The sequence below is a fragment of the Aeromonas sp. TS_SC_11 genome (assembly GCF_057318915.1).
In genome coordinates this window covers 4,657,164-4,674,310 of sequence record NZ_CM170470.1, presented here as the reverse complement: position 1 = coordinate 4,674,310, position 17,147 = coordinate 4,657,164, and the positions used below count along the sequence as shown (strand labels likewise).

Genomic DNA, 17,147 nt, shown 5'->3' with positions numbered 1-17,147 from the left:
TGGTGGCTATGACGGGATTCGAACCTGTGACCCTCGCATTATGAGTGCGATGCTCTAACCAACTGAGCTACATAGCCAACCGTGCTTCCAGTGAGTCGTTGCCTCGTCACTGTGCGGGCCGAATTATGCGTATCTGGCTCTGGGGCGTCAACCCTTTTTTTGTCAGAAAAACCGAATTTGGGTGCGTTTGGCGAGTTATTGGTCGCTGTCGTGCAAAAGCCCAACAATCTGGTTTTTTTTACGACATTTGCCGGAAGATACCTGACAAGTACAGATAGAAAAGAGGCCAGCAAATGCTGGCCTCTCATGGGATTAGACGTTGAACAGGAAGTTCAGTACATCGCCATCTTTGACGATGTAGTCTTTCCCTTCGGCGCGCATCTTGCCCGCTTCCTTGGCGCCTTGTTCACCCTTGTAGGTGATAAAGTCTTCGAAGGCGATGGTTTGAGCGCGAATAAAGCCTTTTTCAAAGTCGGTGTGGATCTTGCCCGCCGCCTGCGGTGCAGTGGCGCCAACCGGTATGGTCCAGGCACGCACTTCTTTCACCCCGGCGGTGAAGTAGGTCTGCAGCTTGAGCAGCTCGTAACCGGAGCGGATCACCCGGTTCAGGCCCGGCTCTTCGATGCCAAGATCTGCCATGAATTCGGCGCGGTCTTCGTCATCGAGCTCGGCGATGTCCGATTCGATGGCGCAGCAGACCACTACGACAACCGCGTTCTCGGCGGCGGCGATTTCACGCACCTTGTCGAGGTAGGGGTTGTTGTCAAAACCGTCTTCTGCCACGTTGGCGATGTACATGGTGGGCTTGAGGGTCAGGAAATTGAGGTGGCTCACGGCCTCCAGCTCATCCTTGTCCAGCTTCATGCCACGGATCATCTGACCGTTTTCCAGTGCGACCCGGATCTTCTCCAGGGTTTCCACTTCCAGCTTGGCATCCTTGTCACCGCCTTTGGCTCGCTTGGACTGGCGATGAATGGCACGCTCGCAGGCGTCCAGATCCGACAGGGCCAACTCTGTGTTGATCACTTCGATATCGTCGGCCGGGGAAACCTTGCCGGCAACGTGAACTATGTTGTCGTCATCGAAGCAGCGTACCACGTGGCCGATGGCTTCGGTTTCACGGATATTGGCCAGGAACTGGTTACCCAGACCTTCGCCTTTGGAGGCACCGGCAACCAGACCAGCGATGTCCACGAATTCCATGGTGGTCGGTACGACGCGCTGGGGATTGATGATGGCCGCCAGCTGGTCGAGACGGGGATCCGGCATGGGAACCACACCCGTGTTCGGCTCAATGGTGCAGAACGGGAAGTTGGCGGCTTCGATGCCGGCCTTGGTCAGCGCATTGAACAGGGTGGATTTACCTACATTGGGCAGGCCCACGATACCGCATTTAAAACCCATGGATTGTTACCTTACTTGAGAGATGCTGTGAGGGACGCAGGCGCATCCAGTTATATACTTGCCGGCCTTGACGCTGTGCAAGCGGTTCATGGCCTTGGTCATAGCGTGTTTGAACAGTCTGTCGGTGGCGCAGGTAGACATTCACCCCTGACGTCACCCATCAAACCCTGTTCAGACTTTCTCGGCCTTGAAGCTGTGCAAGCGGTTCATGGCCTTGGTCATGTCTTGTTTGAACAGTATGTCGGTGGCGCGCAAGGATTCATCCAGTGCGGCGTCGATCAGGTTCTGTTCGCTGCTCGGGGCCTTGGTCAGCACGAACCCGGCCACCAGCTCCTTGGCGCCAGGGTGGCCAATCCCGAGACGCAGCCGGAAGAAATTATTGTTATTGCCCATCCTGGCAATGATGTCTTTCAGACCGTTGTGACCGCCGTGGCCGCCGCCCTGCTTGAACTTGGCGATGCCGGGGGGCAGGTCCAGTTCATCGTGGGCCACCAGCATGGCTTCCGGCTCTATCTGGTAGAAACGGGCCAGTGCGGCCACTGCCTTGCCGGAGAGATTCATGTAGGTGTTCGGGATGAGCAGACGCACATCCTGCCCTTCCACCTGAATGCGGGCCGTGTGGCCGAAGAACTTGGGTTCTTCGCGCAGGCTGACATTGTACCAGCGAGCCAGTTGCTCCACATACCAGGCGCCCGCGTTGTGGCGGGTCTTGGCGTATTCAGGGCCGGGATTGCCCAGACCCACGATCAGTTTGATTTGGTTTGTCACGCTTGATGTCTTCACTCGCTACTTGCAATGGGCAGACCGCCCAAGGCAATGGGACGCGATATTCTAGCCGCCGACTGGCGATCACTCAACCAAAGCTCGGCAACCGTGAGGGAATAACCCTGGTTCGGGTCGCGAATGGCCGCAAAACGGGCCTCTTCTCGAGGCCCGTTCTGGTCAGTCTTACCCGGGGGGAGCCTTATTCGGCCCGCAGTAGCGTGACGGTCGGTTCACTCAGTGCCGTCAGAGTAGGCTGCTGCTCTCGCACGTATTGCACGAAGGAAGCCGCATCCGTACCGCAATTGACGGCCCTGGCCTGGCAATCGAGCGTTTGACCTCGGGCATAACGGGCGTTCAACTGATCGCCGTTCTGCTCCACTTTCTCGACGGGGAAACCGGTCAGCTTGCCATCCACCCAGGCGAGATCCAGTCGCTCGGCCCGCAGGGCCTGGGCGCGAGCCAGCGCCTGCCAACCATCGTTGCCGTTGGCGCTGTAGGCGTTCATCACCACTCGATAGCGCTGGTTGTCGACCAAGTCCTGCCACTGTCCTTCGGTCGTCTGCCATTGCAGCTGGGTCAGGTCGCCACGCTTGCCCGCTTCGGTTTCGGTGAAGGTGTAGCGCAGGTGACCGCCGTAGGGGAACTTGCCGGCATGGGCGCTGGCAGGCAGGGTGGCCGTGATGGTCTCGGTCAGCAGGGCGCGCACGTCCGCGCCGCTCAGGGTCAACACGGATAACTGGTTTTTGAATGGCAGCAGGGTGAGCGCCGCATCCCCTTCGCGCAGTTCTCCTGCGGGAAGATCGGCGCGCACGCCGCCCACTGCCAGCAACGCAAAGTGAACCGGGCCACCGGTCAGGGCCTGCACCGCCTGGGTGTTGGCCCAGTGGTATTGGCCTTCGGCCACCAGGGGGGCGACGTCTGAGCCGTGGCTGTCGCTGCCATTGTCACCGGGGCGGCGGGCATTTTGCAGCGGTGCCGGTACAGTGGCGATAACGGGGCCAAAGGCCTGCTCCAGTGCGGGCTTGTAGTGACTGTCGATGATGCCGCGCAGGCGCGGGTCTTCATCCACAGTCACCAGGTTGGGTTGGGCATCGACAAACTTGCTTGCCTGTTTGCCACTCGCCTTGTCCAGCGCCTGCTGGTGGGCAGGGTCGGCGAAGAAGTCGCGGCTGGCCAGCAGCTTGTTTTGACCCTTGCAACCAATGACCCTGCCCTGGCCGTCGAAGCTGACCCGGGCCAGGCCGATGGCCTGGGCGTAGGAGCCAGCCTGCACCACGCAGGTCAGGCCAACGCCGTCCGGATTGGTCACCAGCTGGGCGTATTCGCCGGTCTTGCCCCAACCTATGTTGGTAAAATCGCCGAGCAGGCTGTGGGAGTGGCCGCCGACGATGGCATCGATGCCATTCACCCTGGACGCCAGCGCCAGATCTCGCTCATTGCCGATGTGGGTCAGGGCGATGACGTGATGGATCCCCTTCTTGCGCAGCATGTCCACTGTGCTCTGGGCCGATTCGACCTCCTTGCCAAAACGCAGTTTGCCGACGTTGGGGGAGATATTGGCCATGTCCTCCAGCACCAGTCCCATCACGGCCACCAGTTGCTTGCTCTGGGGCAGCTTGTTGAGATCGGTAACCGGACTCTTCTGGTTGCCATCGAAGGCATAGACCACGAACGGCTTGAGGTTGGTCGCGTGGCGCAGCGCCGGATCGTCACGGGTGTCCAGGTTGGCGGCCAGCAGAGGGAAGTTGACCCCCTCGATGAAGCGGGCCAGCTTCTGGTTGTCGAGATCGAACTCGTGGTTGCCCAGCGCCATGGCATCGAGACCGAACTGGCTCAGCAGCTCGGCGTTGGCCATCCCCTCGTTGAGTTTGAAGTAGCCGCTGCCCTGCCAGGCATCGCCGCCGTGCAGCAGCAACAGTGGCTGATTCTTGGCGAGCGCCTCGGCCTGATAGGATTTCACCATGGTGAGCAGGCGCGGATAGCCGCCAAAACGGGTGTAGAGGGTGTCGGTTTCCCCCTGCTTGCCAAAGATGGGTCCCTTCAGCTCGGCGTTGACCGGGTCAAACTGGGAGTGAGTGTCGTTCATGTGCGCCAGAGTCAGGGCGAAGGGCTGGTTTTCTTTGCCGGGCTGACAGGCGAACAGGAAGCTGCAGCAGGCAAGGAGCAGCAGCGGGCGCAAGCGATTCATGGATCAATCCTTAACCTGCGGTGGGGCAGGGCAATACCGGGTGTGACAGGGCTAGAAAGACAAAAACCGCCAGCTGGCGGTTTTTGTCACAACAGTGTCTATCAATGCTCAAACATGGCAGAGATGGACTCTTCGTTGCTGATACGACGAATGGCTTCGGCCAGCACGGTTGACAGAGTCAGCTGCTTGACCTTGTCCACCGCCTTCATCTCGGCTGTGAGCGGGATGGAGTCGGTGATGATCAGCTCGTCGATCACTGAGTTCTTGATGTTTTCCACGGCAGAACCGGAGAAGACCGGGTGAGTGGCGTAGGCGAATACACGCTTGGCGCCGCGCTCTTTCAGGGCTTCTGCGGCTTTGCACAGAGTGCCGCCGGTGTCGATCATGTCATCGACGATAATGCAGTCGCGGCCGGCGACGTCACCGATCAGGTGCATGACCTGGGAGACGTTCGGGCGGGGACGACGCTTGTCGATGATGGCGATGTCGGTATCGTCCAGCAGCTTGGCGATGGCACGAGCGCGCACCACACCACCGATGTCCGGCGATACGACGACAGGGGATTCGAGGTTTTTGGACTTCATGTCTTCCAGCAGCACAGGGCTGCCGAACACGTTGTCGACCGGGACGTCGAAGAAGCCCTGGATCTGCTCGGCATGCAGGTCAACGGTCAGCACACGGTCCACACCCACGCTGGAGAGGAAGTCGGCGACAACCTTGGCGGTGATGGGAACTCGGGCGGAGCGGACGCGGCGGTCCTGACGGGCATAACCAAAGTAGGGGATAACGGCAGTGATACGGCCAGCTGAAGCACGACGCAGAGCATCCACCATGACGATCAATTCCATCAAATTGTCGTTGGTCGGGGCACAGGTGGATTGAATGATGAAGATATCGCCACCACGTACATTCTCATTGATCTGTACGCTGATCTCGCCGTCGCTAAAGCGACCTACGGCAGCATTGCCGAGTTTGATAAACAGGCGATCTGCGATCTTCTGGGCTAGTTCCGGCGTTGCGTTACCAGCAAACAGCTTCATGTCAGGCACGGTTTGAAACCTCGGGGTTGCATCCAGTATGTGGGGAGTCTGATTCAGACCCGTATCGTTTTGGGGCAAACGATTTATCAAGTTGACGGGTCAGGCCACTATAGGCCGCTTTCAGGCTAGGTGCATATCGTTACATGTTTCAAATCGGATGGCTGTCGCGTTTGGACAGCCCGTCATCAACGAGGCCGATGACCTCTTCGCGATTAACCCGGGGCACCCTGTTGGCGGCAGACCAGCTTGACGAGATTGCGCTCTTTCAAGTTTCGCTACGGCCAGTCAATCGATGCACCCGTATCAATCACCAAGAGAATGGCTGGGGTACTAGGATTCGAACCTAGGAATGGCGAGATCAAAACCCGCTGCCTTACCGCTTGGCGATACCCCAATCACTGATTTGTTGCAATGTCACGAATAGTGGTGATATGTTCTCGCCCTTGGCGACAAACCCATCCCATCTTTTCGGCACCTTTGCCAACACTTCCCGAGCAGCCTTTTCGTCTTCAAATTGAGCAAAGACGCAGGCTCCTGTGCCCGTCATTCTTGACGGCGCGTATTCTAGCAACCAGCCGAGCGCATTGGCAACCTCGGGGTGGCGCTTTTTCACCAGCAATTCGCAATCGTTTTTCCACTCCCCCTCCAGCAAGTTGTGAAATGCCATTTTCGGGGTCGCTCTGGGCAGGTCCGGATCCTGGAATACGGCGGCCGTTGCCACGTGGCAATCGGGCTTGAGCACCAGATACCAGGCACCTGGCAATTCGACCGGTTGCAGCCGCTCGCCCACCCCTTCTGCAAAGGCGGCACGTCCGCGCACAAACACCGGCACATCGGCCCCCAGCTGAACGCCAAGCTGTGCCAGCTCATCTTCGCTCAAGCCTGCCTGCCAGAGATAATTGAGCGCCACGAGCGTGGTGGCTGCATCCGAGGATCCACCGCCGATACCTCCGCCCATGGGTAGCAGCTTCTCCAGCCGGATATGGGCCCCCTGCGGGCTGGGCAACCGCGCCTGTAGCAGGCGGGCGGCGCGGATGATGAGGTTCTGCTCATCGGGCACGCCGGGAATGGCCGGGCTCAAGGTGAGCTGGTCCGTGTCCGGCAGCGGCTCGAATTCGAGCCAGTCGCCGTGACTGAGGAAAATAAACAGGGTCTGCAGCTCGTGATAGCCGTCCGGACGACGGCCATTGACATGCAGGAAGAGGTTGAGTTTGGCCGGTGCCGGCCAGCGAATGGTGGCCATTCTTGGCTCCTTGTCAGTCGCAGCCATCAGCGTGCAAGCGTCCATTGGTTGATCTGCAACTTGAGGCGACTGCCCTGGCCCGTCATGGTCAGCAGGTGGGGCAGGCGATAGCCGTCCTGATCCCGGTAGTCGCCATAGACAATCTGCCACTGGCCGTCACGCACACTGGCCAGGCTGCTGTCGGGATTGAGCTCGAATTCGGCCTTGCCCGGCAGTCCCTTGATCCACTCCGGCAGCCCCTGCACCGGAATGTTCCAGCCAGTGAGCTGATAGATGAGCGCCTCGGCATCCTGGCTTTGGTGTGGGTTGCCCTCGTTGTCGATCAGGGTGATCTCGCCCTTGCTGCGGGAGAGCTCCAGAATGTGGGTACCGATCAGGCTGGTTAGGTTGAGGCGATAGTCGTCGCCATTTTGCTGCCAGTTGACCCGGGCGCTGCCCTTCTGCTGGGCTGTGATGATGGCCATCTTGCCAGACAGCTGCCAGTGGCTGAGCTGCTCGAGACGAGTCCGCTCTTTCTGCCAGTTGACCTGATCCCGCTGGGGCTGGGTGGTGGTACAGCCGGCCAGCAACAGCAGGCAGCCAAAGGTGAAAATACGCAAGAACAAGGTCATGCTCCAGATGAGGGAATTTGCCACAGTATACGGGGCGGCCGTATTGCTTTTAAAGACTTACCCTTTCTCGTACAATTGGCAGCCTTTGCACCCAGTGTATGAAATGATCGTCGCCCACTCATGAGTTTGCTTGCCCTCGGAATCAACCACAACACCGCCAGTGTCGCCTTGCGGGAGCGGGTCGCGTTCGGCCCGGACTGCATCGATCGCGCCTTGCGTGAGCTGGTCACCCAACCCGGCGTAAGCGAGGCGGTGATCGTCTCGACCTGCAACCGCACCGAGCTTTACTGCAGCCTGGAAAAGGGGCAGGGAGAGCAGGTGCTGCACTGGCTGCAACGTTTCCACGGCCTGGATGCGGCCGAAGTGGTATCCGCCATTTACCAGCATCAGGACGAAGAGGCAGTGCGTCACCTGATGCGGGTGGCCTGCGGCCTCGACTCTCTGGTGCTGGGTGAGCCGCAGATCCTGGGGCAGATCAAGCAATCCTATGCCCATGCCCAGCAGTCCGAAGCGGTGAAAGGCTCGCTGGAGCGCCTGTTCCAGAAGTCCTTCTCCGTGGCCAAGCGCGTGCGCACCGATACCGAGATTGGCGCCAGCGCCGTCTCGGTGGCTTTTGCCGCCGTCAGTCTGGGGCGACGCATCTTCTCCGATCTCTCCCAGACCAAGGTGCTGCTGGTCGGTGCCGGCGAGACCATAGAACTGGTGGCCCGCCATCTGCGTGAGCAGAACGTCACCCGCATGATGGTGGCGAATCGCACCCTGCAGCGGGCCCAACTGCTGGCCGAAGAGTTCGGTGCCCAGGTGATGACGCTCGAAGAGATCCCGGATTACCTGCACGAGGCTGACATTGTCATCAGCTCCACCGCCAGCCCCTTGCCCATCATCGGCAAGGGCATGGTGGAGCGCGCCCTCAAGGCCCGTCGCTTCAAGCCCATGTTTCTGGTGGATATCGCCGTACCGCGGGATATCGAGGCCGAGGTGGACGAGCTCTCCGATGCCTATCTCTACACGGTTGATGACCTGCAGGGCATCATAGAGCAGAACCTGGAGACCCGTAAAAGGGCCGCCGCCGAGGCGGAGATTATCGTGCTGGAAGAGCGCGATGAGTTCATGGGCTGGTATCGCAGTCAGCATTCGGTGGATCTCATCCGCGATTATCGTCATCAGGCCCAGCAGGTGGCCGATGAGGAGTTGCAGCGCGCCTTGCTGTCCCTGCAACAGGGCGAGAATGCCGAACAGGCCCTCAAGGCCATGGCACACCGCCTCACCAACAAGTTGATCCACGCACCGACCCAGGCCTTGCGCCAGGCGGCGGCCCAGGGGGATCACCATCAGTTGTCCCGCCTGCGCCAGGTGCTGGGATTGCCACAAGAGTAATTGTTCGGGGTGGCCAGCTGGCGGCCCCTTCCTCCATCGAGAAAACAAGATTTATGAATCCGTCACTGATCAGAAAGCTGGAAGGCCTCATCGAGCGCCACGAAGAAGTACAGGCCATGCTCGGCGAGCCCGGGGTGGCCTCGGATCAGGATCGCTACCGCGCCCTGACCCGGGAATATGCCCAGCTGGAAGATATCGTTCATGCCTTCCAGCGCTTCCGACAGGCCGAAGAGAACCTGGAAGCCACCAAGCTGATGCTGGAAGAGGATGATGCCGACCTGCGCGAGATGGCGCAGGAGGAGTTGCCGCTGGCCAAGAGCACGCTGGAGGAGCAGGAGCAGGCGCTGCAGGTGATGCTGCTGCCCCGGGATCCCAAGGATGACAACAACTGTTACCTGGAGATCCGTGCCGGTGCCGGTGGTGACGAGGCGGCCATTTTTGCCGGTGACCTGTTTCGCATGTATTCGCGCTACGCCGAGCGTCAGGGCTGGCGTATCTCCATCGTCAGCTGCAACGACGGCGAGCACGGTGGCTACAAGGAGGTGATCGCCAAGGTGGATGGCGAGCACGTCTATGGTCGCCTCAAGTTTGAATCCGGTGGCCACAGGGTGCAGCGAGTGCCCGAGACCGAATCCCAGGGCCGGGTGCACACCTCCGCCTGTACCGTCGCCGTGCTGCCGGAAGTGCCGGAAGCCGAGCAGATCGAGATCAATGCGAACGACCTGAAGATAGATACCTTCCGCGCCTCCGGGGCCGGTGGTCAGCACGTCAACAAGACGGATTCCGCCATCCGCATCACCCACCTGCCGACTGGCCTGGTGGTTGAGTGTCAGGATGAGCGCTCCCAGCACAAGAACCGCGCCAAGGCGATGTCCGTGCTGTCTGCCCGTCTGCAGGCGGCCGAGGATGAGCGCCACCGCGCGGCTGAACAGAGCACCCGTCGCAACCTGGTGGGTTCCGGCGATCGCTCCGAGCGTATCCGTACCTACAACTACCCGCAGGGTCGCCTCTCGGAGCACCGCATCAACCTCACCCTCTATCGCCTTGGCGAGATCATGGAGGGGGATCTGGACTGCATCATCAGTCCCATGATCCAGGAGTATCAGGCCGATCAGCTCGCCTCCCTGGCGGAAAACAGCTGATGCAGTCCGTTTGTGCAGATATCGCCGTCACGGCGATGGCGTGCCGTTGATGCAGATCCAGCAGGCCCGCGCCCACATAATGGCAACCCTGGCCGGGGGGGAGTCTCCCCGCGCAGACGCCGACGTGCTGCTCTGCCATCTGCTCGATTGCCGGCGCAGCTATCTGATGACCTGGCCGGAGCGCGAGCTGGATGCGGCGCAGCAAGAAAGGCTGCAAGGGTGGCTCACTCGTCGGCTGGCAGGCGAACCTATCGCCCATCTGGTGGGGGAACGGGAGTTCTGGTCGCTGCCGCTCAAGGTGAGCCCGGCTACCCTGATCCCGCGTCCCGATACCGAGGTGCTGGTCGAACAGGCACTGGCACGGCTGCCCCCCAGGCCAGCCTCGCCGGATCAGGTGCCCTGCGCCCTGCTGGATCTGGGCACTGGCACGGGGGCCATCGCATTGGCGCTCAAGTCAGAGCGACCCGATGCCGATGTATGGGCGGTGGATCGGATGCCGGAGGCGGCCGCACTGGCGCGCGACAACAGCGCCGCGCTGGGTTTGCCCATCACTGTACGCGATGGCAGCTGGTTTGAGCCGCTTTGCGATCCGTTCCTGAGTCAGCCCCCACGCTTTGCGATGATCGTTTCCAATCCACCCTACATAGACGGTGCCGACCCTCATCTGAATGAAGGGGATGTGCGGTTCGAACCTCGTTCAGCCCTGGTCGCCGACGAGCAGGGGCTGGCGGATATCCGCCTCATCGTCGCCGGTGCGCCTGCTCATCTGTGTCCTGGTGGCTGGCTCTTGCTGGAGCATGGCTGGCAGCAGGGCGAGGCGGTGCGTCAACTCCTGCTGCAACAGGGGTTCAGCCGGGTGGAAACCGTGCGCGATTACGGGGATAACGAGCGGGTAACGCTGGGATGCCTGGCTCATTGATGATGAATGGCGGGCCTGAGCCTGCCTTTGTTCAAGGACACGTTATGTATTTTGCTCTAAAACATCTGCATCTGGTGCTGATCGCCTCGGCCGTGCTGATGTTTATGCTGCGTTTTTACTGGGTGCAGACCGGTTCCGGCCGTGCCTACAGCAGCCAAATCATGAAGGTGAGCGGCTGGCTGAACGGGCTGGTGGTGCTCTCCGGCGTGCTGCTGTGCATGGTGCTGGATCTCAATCCACTCAACAACGGCACCCCCTGGCTCAGTGAGAAGCTGACCGCCATTCTGGTAGTGGCGTTTTTGGCCATGATGGCACTGCGACTGGCTCGCAATAACGGTATCCGCTGGTTTGCCTTCCTCGGCGCCATCGGTTGGGTCTTCTTTATCGCCAAACTGGCCGTATACAAGCAGGCCAGTCTGTTCGGTTAAGGATGATGACGATGATACGTGTAGACGAATGGACCGATTTCGAGGCCCACGACATCGCCGAGCTGGCGCTGTCGGTAAGTGACGAGATCCATGGTATCAGTGGCCGCGGTGAGGCCGAGCTGGCCCGTCTCGATGCCTGGCTGGACGAAGCAATTGCCGAGGGCAGTTGTGACGAGGTACGCCGCCAGCTGTTGCAGGGGTTCTACCAGACCCTGGGTTTTCACGGTGACTGGCAGGATTATTTTTCTGCCGCCAACTCCGATCTCGCCCAGGTCCTTGCCACCAAGCGGGGCATACCGGTTAGCCTCGGCATTCTCATCATACAGCTGGGCCGCAAGCTCGGGCTGGATGTGGAGGGGATCTGCTTCCCCGGTCACTTCCTGGTGAGCTTTGCCGGCAGCGAAGGCGAGGTCTATGTGGACCCCTTCACCGGTGACGAGTTGAGCCTGCACCACATGGAGTTGTTGCTGCGTGGTGCCCTTGGCAATCTGGCCACCCTGACCCCTGAACACCTGCAACCCTCGGGCCAGTGGGAGATCATCGAACGGCTGCTCAACGTCAGCAAAGGTGCTCTGCTGCGGGAAGATCGCATGACCGAAGCCCTGCGTTGCAGTGAGCTGCTGCTGCGTATGAAGCCGGGCGATCCCCTTGAGACGCGGGATCGGGGATTCATCTATGAACAGCTCGACTGCCCGCGTTTCGCCGCCGACGATTTTGAATACTTTATTGAACAATGCCCGGACGATCCTGTGGCCGATGTGCTCAAGGTACAACTGGCCGCGCTGGATCTTAGCCCCAAGCCCCTCCATTAAGGATGCCTGGGAACTGAAATATCATGCCCCCCCAGCCTCTTCACTTTAAGGATGCCTGGGAACTGAAACAGAAGAATATCAAGGCCGGTGTGCCCAGGCATAACGGACCGACTTGGATGCAAGCCCCCAGCCTCTTCACTTTAAGGATGCCTGAGATGGAACAGAAGAATATCAAGATCAATGACATCGATGTAGCCAACGACAAACCGTTCGTGCTGTTTGGTGGAATGAACGTGCTGGAATCCCGCGACATGGCGATGGCGGTGTGCGAGAAGTACGTGGAAGTGACCAGCAAGCTTGGCATCCCCTTTGTGTTCAAGGCGAGCTGGGACAAGGCCAATCGCTCCTCCATCCACTCCTACCGGGGTCCTGGCCTGGAAGAGGGGATGAAGATCTTCCAGGAGCTCAAGGCGACCTTCGGCATGCCGGTGATTTCCGATCTGCATGAAGTGCATCAGGCCAAGCCGGTTGCCGAGGTAGTGGATGTCATTCAGCTGCCCGCCTTTCTGGCGCGCCAGACCGATCTGGTGGAGGCCATGGCCCGCACCGGCAACGTCATCAACATCAAGAAGCCGCAGTTCCTGAGCCCGAGCCAGATGAAGAACATCACCGACAAGTTCGAGGAGTGCGGCAACGACCGTCTGATCCTGTGCGAGCGCGGTGCCAACTTTGGCTATGACAACCTGGTGGTGGACATGCTGGGTCTGGGCGTGATGAAGAAGAGCACGGGTGGCTATCCGGTGATCTTCGACGTGACCCATTCATTGCAGTGCCGCGATCCGCTGGGGGCTGCCTCTGGTGGTCGTCGCGAGCAGGTGACCGAACTGGCCCGTGCAGGCATGGCGGTCGGCCTTGCCGGTCTGTTCATCGAGTCACACCCAGACCCGAAAGTGGCCCGTTGCGATGGCCCGAGTGCCCTGCCGTTGGAGAAGCTGGAAGGCTTCCTCAAGCAGATGAAGGCGATCGACGATCTCATCAAGGGTTTCGAGCCCCTCGATACCTCCGCCTGATCCACTGCGCCAGTTTCGTGATGTCAAGTGCCCCGCCATGCGGGGCATTTTTATATCCAGGATGTTGTCATTGAGGTCTTAAATAAATCACAGACCAACTATATCACGGTTGCTGTGGTGTTAATGATGTTAAATATGTTGTGTGATTAATGTCTCTTAATTGCTTCTTATAACGTGTGAAAGTGGCGCCGTTACGATGACGAAATAGCATTAAGCTGGCGAGAGAACGATGATCTCTCGTTACGGCTCCCTGCATGCTTATTTCTACCATATGAGATGTCGATTAATTAACAGGACGTTAATAATGCGAAACAAAATATTCAGCAGCCTTTATTTTCAGGTGCTGCTTGCGATCACCCTGGGGGTATTTCTGGGGCACGTCTATCCCGACCTAGGGGCGGATATGAAGCCATTGGGTGATGGCTTCGTTAAATTAATCAAGATGATCATAGCCCCTGTTATTTTCTGTACCGTGGTGACGGGTATCGCCGGCATGGAGAGCATGAAGGCGGTGGGGAAAACCGGCGCCATAGCGCTGCTCTACTTTGAGGTGGTGAGCACCATCGCCCTGGTCATAGGGCTGTGCGTGGTCAACCTGCTGCAACCCGGGGTGGGCATGAACGTGGACCCGGCCACGCTGGATGCCAGCGCCATCTCGGCCTATGCCGAGCAGGCCAAGTCGCAAGGCATCATCGCCTTCCTGCTGGACGTGATCCCGGGCAGCGTGATCGGCGCCTTTGCCAGCGGCAATATTCTCCAGGTATTGCTGTTTGCGGTGCTGTTTGGTTTCTCCCTGCATCATATTGGTGAGAAGGGAAAATTAATCTTCAATGTCATCGACAGCTTCTCCCAGGTTATTTTCGGCATCATCAACATGATCATGCGACTGGCTCCGGTTGGCGCATTCGGGGCGATGGCCTTTACCATTGGAAAATACGGTATTGGCTCGCTGGTGCAGCTGGGACAATTAATCGCCTGCTTCTACGTGACCTGTCTGCTGTTTATCTTCATGGTGCTGGGCAGTATTGCCAAGGCAAATGGTTTCAGCATCTTGCGCTTTATTTCCTATATCAAGGAAGAACTGCTGATCGTGCTGGGGACCTCCTCTTCGGAATCCGTATTGCCGCGCATGCTGGTCAAGATGGAGGCGCTCGGCTGCAAGAAATCGGTGGTGGGGCTGGTGATACCGACCGGTTACTCCTTCAACCTGGATGGCACCTCCATCTATCTGACCATGGCGGCCATCTTCATCGCCCAGGCGACCAACACGCCGCTGGATCTGTTCCAGCAGATCACCCTGCTGGTGGTGCTGCTTATCTCTTCTAAAGGGGCGGCCGGCGTCACGGGCAGTGGTTTCATCGTGCTGGCGGCTACCATCTCTGCGGTGGGGCATCTGCCGCTCGCCGGGTTGGCGCTGATCCTGGGGATAGATCGCTTCATGTCAGAGGCGCGTGCTCTGACCAACCTGATCGGCAACGGGGTGGCCACTGTGGTGGTGGCTCGTTACTGCGATCAGCTCGATGAGCAGCAGATGAACGAGGTGCTCGCCAACCCGGCCGCCGTACAGAAGGTCGACCAGCACGGATAGCTGGGGGCGCGGCCTGCGAGGAGAGGATGGGCAAGCACTGTTTCTTGCCCATAAAAAAACGGCCCGCGTGGGCCGTTTTTCATGGTGCAGATCACCGCAGAGGGAATTACAGGCTCTGGGTAAAGGTGCGGGTGACCACGTCACGCTGCTGTTCCGGGGTCAGTGCATTGAAGCGCACGGCATAGCCGGAAACACGGATGGTCAGCTGCGGATATTTTTCCGGATTGGCGATGGCGTCTTCCAGGGTTTCACGGCGCAGTACGTTGACGTTCAGGTGCTGGCCACCTTCTACGGCAGGTTCAGCTTGAACCGGCAGTTCACGGTATTCGAACTGACCCAGATCAGACAGTTTGACTTCCTGATCGGCGGCGAAGGTGTCGCCCTTGGCGCAGATGCAACGCGCTTGTTGCTTCTCTTCGTCCAGCAGCCAGAAAGAGTTCAGCAAAGCTGTGTTGGCGGACTGGGTGATTTGGATGCCCTTGATCATGGTATGACTCCTCATAGGAAAGCGGATTCAACTGTAAGGAAATTACCCTGATGTATTTAAACCACCGGGATGACTTAAAGGGCCCTTGCCTTACACCTTTACTTCGTTGGGTCATATATACCACGATGGTAATATTACGAAAATTGATCTAAATCAAGAAATGTGCGTTTTGCGCAGGAGTAAAGGGATTAATTCATTGAGATTAATCAAAAATAGATCATTTTTATGATTATGTAAGATATCCAAATTATGCATCTTTTATTAATTTAATCTAGTAATTTAACTACATCTTATAGGGTGTTCCCCCGTGATTAAGGTACTCGGCTCTCTCTTGAAGGGATAGATGCTTTGGTTCATCGGCAGTATGGGTCAGGGAGCCATGGCGCTGGAAATGGGGCCTGTAGCCATTGATCTTCTCTTCTATATAGAAGGGTTGTACAGCCAGCTGGGAGGAAGCGTGACCGAGTGTGGCCGCTGGCCTGCGATACCGGGGCCGGGAGATGCCCCTGCTGCGTGTTATCACTCAAGGATACAGCCTTGCTTGGTGGGCTCAGACGATGGCGCTACGGTTGCGTCTTGCTGTCTGGCCCCCTATCCTGAGCCCCTTGCCGTATTAATTGAGGATATTGGGGTGCGGACCTGGACAGATGTGATTGGATCAGAAAAAGAGCAGGACTATTTCAAGGCGACCCTGGCGACGGTCAGGAGCGAGCGGGAAGCGGGCAAGGTGATCTATCCTCCCGCAACCGAGGTGTTCAACGCCTTCAAGCTGACCGAGCTGGATCAGGTCAAGGTGGTGATCCTGGGGCAAGACCCGTATCACGGCCCAAATCAGGCCCATGGCCTCTGCTTCTCCGTGCTGCCCGGTGTGCGTACGCCTCCCTCTCTGGTCAATATCTACAAGGAGATGCAGCGGGATCTGCCGGACTTTGTCACACCCAACCACGGTTTTCTTGAATCCTGGGCCCAGCAAGGGGTCTTGCTGCTCAATACAGTGCTGACGGTACAGGCGGGCATGGCCCACTCCCACGCCCATCTGGGTTGGGAGACCTTCACGGACAGGGTTATCGAGCAGATCAATGCCAGCTGTCAGGGAGTGGTCTTTTTGCTGTGGGGGGCCCATGCCCAGAAGAAGGGACGCTTCATTGACCGGGGCCGACACCATGTGCTGAGTGCGCCTCACCCCAGTCCGCTCTCGGCTCATCGCGGTTTTATCGGTTGCGGCCACTTCTCCGAGACCAATCGTCTGCTGTCCCAACAGGGGATGAGCCCCATCAACTGGCATTCGGTCTGCGGGTAACGGCCATAAGTGTCGCGGGCAAGCCTGCTCTGGTCACGTCATGAACGGATCCTGGTGATGGGGGCTTGGTGTCTGCATATGGGCTGAGGAGCCGAATTGGCGGGGCTTGACGAGCGTATGTGAGGGGGCTGAGCTCTTGCTTGCTTGTCACCTTGTCTGCAGATGACTTGATTGAGTGCAAAGTTAGCGCGATAAATGACCGTATACTCGAGACAGGATCTTCCCATTTCAGCGCAAGGAGTGCCCATGTTATCCAGTCTGCACAAGGACCATCTCAATATCGCCAGGTTGCTGACGCTGCTCAAACACAAGCTCGTCGCCATTCGCAATGAACAGCCAGTCAGCTACTTCCTGATCCGGGACGCAGTGGACTACTTGCGAGAGGTCTCTGACAAGTACCACCATCCGAAAGAGGACATGATCTACGACTACTACCTGAAATACCGGGTGGTGGAAGGGGAGGTGGCTAACAGGCTGCAGGAGGAGCACGCCAGATTGTTGGGTGCCGGTGCCGAGCTCAAGGAAATGGTGGAGATGATACTGATGGATTCGGTCATTCCGCTGGATCAGTTCACCGCCAGGCTGGAGCAGTTTGTGGCGCTGCAAGAGGCGCACATGAATTATGAAGAGGCGGTCATCTTCCCTCATCTGCGTGATTCACTGACCGAGGATGACTGGCGTCACCTGGAGCAGCTCTGGCAGAATCGCGCTATCGGGGATCCCCTGTTTGGCGCCGAGATCAGCCAGCACTTTCAGGAGTTGGCCCAACGGCTCTCGCTGCCTCCCTCGTCCTGAGGGCAAGGTACTCAAAAACAAGGCCCCGGTTGAACCGG

The 17,147-nt window shown here is 58.6% G+C and carries 16 protein-coding genes and 2 tRNA genes; 9 read left to right on the top strand and 9 right to left on the bottom strand.

The window, feature by feature from the left end; genetic code table 11:
- The 8 genes from AC1P02_RS21510 to lolB form a co-directional block, all read right to left on the bottom strand.
- A tRNA-Met gene (locus tag AC1P02_RS21510) sits at positions 1–77 on the bottom strand.
- A 235-nt stretch (positions 78–312) separates the two neighbouring features.
- Positions 313–1,404 carry a redox-regulated ATPase YchF gene (ychF, locus tag AC1P02_RS21505; RefSeq protein WP_017412588.1) on the bottom strand — a complete coding sequence of 364 codons (1,092 nt, stop codon included), beginning with the start codon at positions 1,402–1,404 and terminating at the stop codon, positions 313–315.
- A 171-nt stretch (positions 1,405–1,575) separates the two neighbouring features.
- On the bottom strand, positions 1,576–2,172 hold the full coding sequence (pth, locus tag AC1P02_RS21500; RefSeq protein WP_485183357.1) for an aminoacyl-tRNA hydrolase: 597 nt from the start codon (positions 2,170–2,172) through the stop codon (positions 1,576–1,578).
- A gap of 196 nt (positions 2,173–2,368) precedes the next feature.
- Positions 2,369–4,357 (bottom strand): bifunctional metallophosphatase/5'-nucleotidase, encoded by a 1,989-nt coding sequence (locus AC1P02_RS21495; protein WP_485183355.1) that lies wholly within the window; start codon positions 4,355–4,357, stop codon positions 2,369–2,371.
- A gap of 101 nt (positions 4,358–4,458) precedes the next feature.
- Positions 4,459–5,406 (bottom strand): ribose-phosphate pyrophosphokinase, encoded by a 948-nt coding sequence (locus AC1P02_RS21490; protein WP_005317019.1) that lies wholly within the window; start codon positions 5,404–5,406, stop codon positions 4,459–4,461.
- A gap of 310 nt (positions 5,407–5,716) precedes the next feature.
- Positions 5,717–5,791: transfer RNA gene (locus AC1P02_RS21485), tRNA-Gln, on the bottom strand.
- Positions 5,771–6,640 (bottom strand): 4-(cytidine 5'-diphospho)-2-C-methyl-D-erythritol kinase, encoded by an 870-nt coding sequence (gene ispE / locus AC1P02_RS21480; RefSeq protein WP_485183352.1) that lies wholly within the window; start codon positions 6,638–6,640, stop codon positions 5,771–5,773. The genes AC1P02_RS21485 and ispE overlap by 21 nt, the downstream gene beginning before the upstream one ends.
- Positions 6,641–6,666: 26 nt before the next feature.
- Complete coding sequence (lolB, locus tag AC1P02_RS21475; protein WP_058393840.1) at positions 6,667–7,251, bottom strand: lipoprotein insertase outer membrane protein LolB; 585 nt, start codon at positions 7,249–7,251, stop codon at positions 6,667–6,669.
- Positions 7,252–7,371: 120 nt separating this feature from the next.
- Here lolB and hemA point away from each other — a divergent pair, with 120 nt between their 5' ends.
- From hemA to AC1P02_RS21440, 7 genes are all read left to right on the top strand, one after another.
- Positions 7,372–8,628, top strand: coding sequence for a glutamyl-tRNA reductase (hemA, locus tag AC1P02_RS21470; protein ID WP_005317012.1), 1,257 nt, complete (start codon positions 7,372–7,374; stop codon positions 8,626–8,628).
- Between the two features lie 53 nt (positions 8,629–8,681).
- The gene (prfA, locus tag AC1P02_RS21465; protein ID WP_005317010.1) at positions 8,682–9,770 is read left to right on the top strand and encodes a peptide chain release factor 1; all 1,089 of its coding nucleotides are present in this window, start codon (positions 8,682–8,684) and stop codon (positions 9,768–9,770) included.
- Between the two features lie 49 nt (positions 9,771–9,819).
- Positions 9,820–10,689, top strand: a complete 870-nt coding sequence (prmC, locus tag AC1P02_RS21460; protein ID WP_485185501.1) for a peptide chain release factor N(5)-glutamine methyltransferase — start codon at positions 9,820–9,822, stop codon at positions 10,687–10,689.
- 44 nt (positions 10,690–10,733) lie between these two features.
- Positions 10,734–11,117: a SirB2 family protein gene (locus AC1P02_RS21455; protein ID WP_059168416.1), complete on the top strand. Its 384-nt coding sequence runs from the start codon at positions 10,734–10,736 to the stop codon at positions 11,115–11,117.
- Between the two features lie 11 nt (positions 11,118–11,128).
- On the top strand, positions 11,129–11,929 hold the full coding sequence (locus tag AC1P02_RS21450) for a SirB1 family protein (RefSeq protein ID WP_021140058.1): 801 nt from the start codon (positions 11,129–11,131) through the stop codon (positions 11,927–11,929).
- A 155-nt stretch (positions 11,930–12,084) separates the two neighbouring features.
- Complete coding sequence (gene kdsA / locus AC1P02_RS21445; RefSeq protein WP_290023766.1) at positions 12,085–12,939, top strand: 3-deoxy-8-phosphooctulonate synthase; 855 nt, start codon at positions 12,085–12,087, stop codon at positions 12,937–12,939.
- A gap of 304 nt (positions 12,940–13,243) precedes the next feature.
- Entirely contained in the window at positions 13,244–14,527 is a 1,284-nt protein-coding gene (locus AC1P02_RS21440; protein ID WP_339023225.1) for a dicarboxylate/amino acid:cation symporter, read from the top strand.
- A gap of 106 nt (positions 14,528–14,633) precedes the next feature.
- Here AC1P02_RS21440 and grcA read toward each other — a convergent pair whose 3' ends face one another.
- Complete coding sequence (gene grcA / locus AC1P02_RS21435; RefSeq protein ID WP_005316999.1) at positions 14,634–15,014, bottom strand: autonomous glycyl radical cofactor GrcA; 381 nt, start codon at positions 15,012–15,014, stop codon at positions 14,634–14,636.
- Between the two features lie 631 nt (positions 15,015–15,645).
- Here grcA and ung point away from each other — a divergent pair.
- On the top strand, positions 15,646–16,314 hold the full coding sequence (ung, locus tag AC1P02_RS21430) for a uracil-DNA glycosylase (protein ID WP_485183348.1): 669 nt from the start codon (positions 15,646–15,648) through the stop codon (positions 16,312–16,314).
- A 246-nt stretch (positions 16,315–16,560) separates the two neighbouring features.
- Positions 16,561–17,109 (top strand): hemerythrin domain-containing protein, encoded by a 549-nt coding sequence (locus tag AC1P02_RS21425; RefSeq protein ID WP_005316978.1) that lies wholly within the window; start codon positions 16,561–16,563, stop codon positions 17,107–17,109.
- Positions 17,110–17,147: the final 38 nt, after the last annotated feature.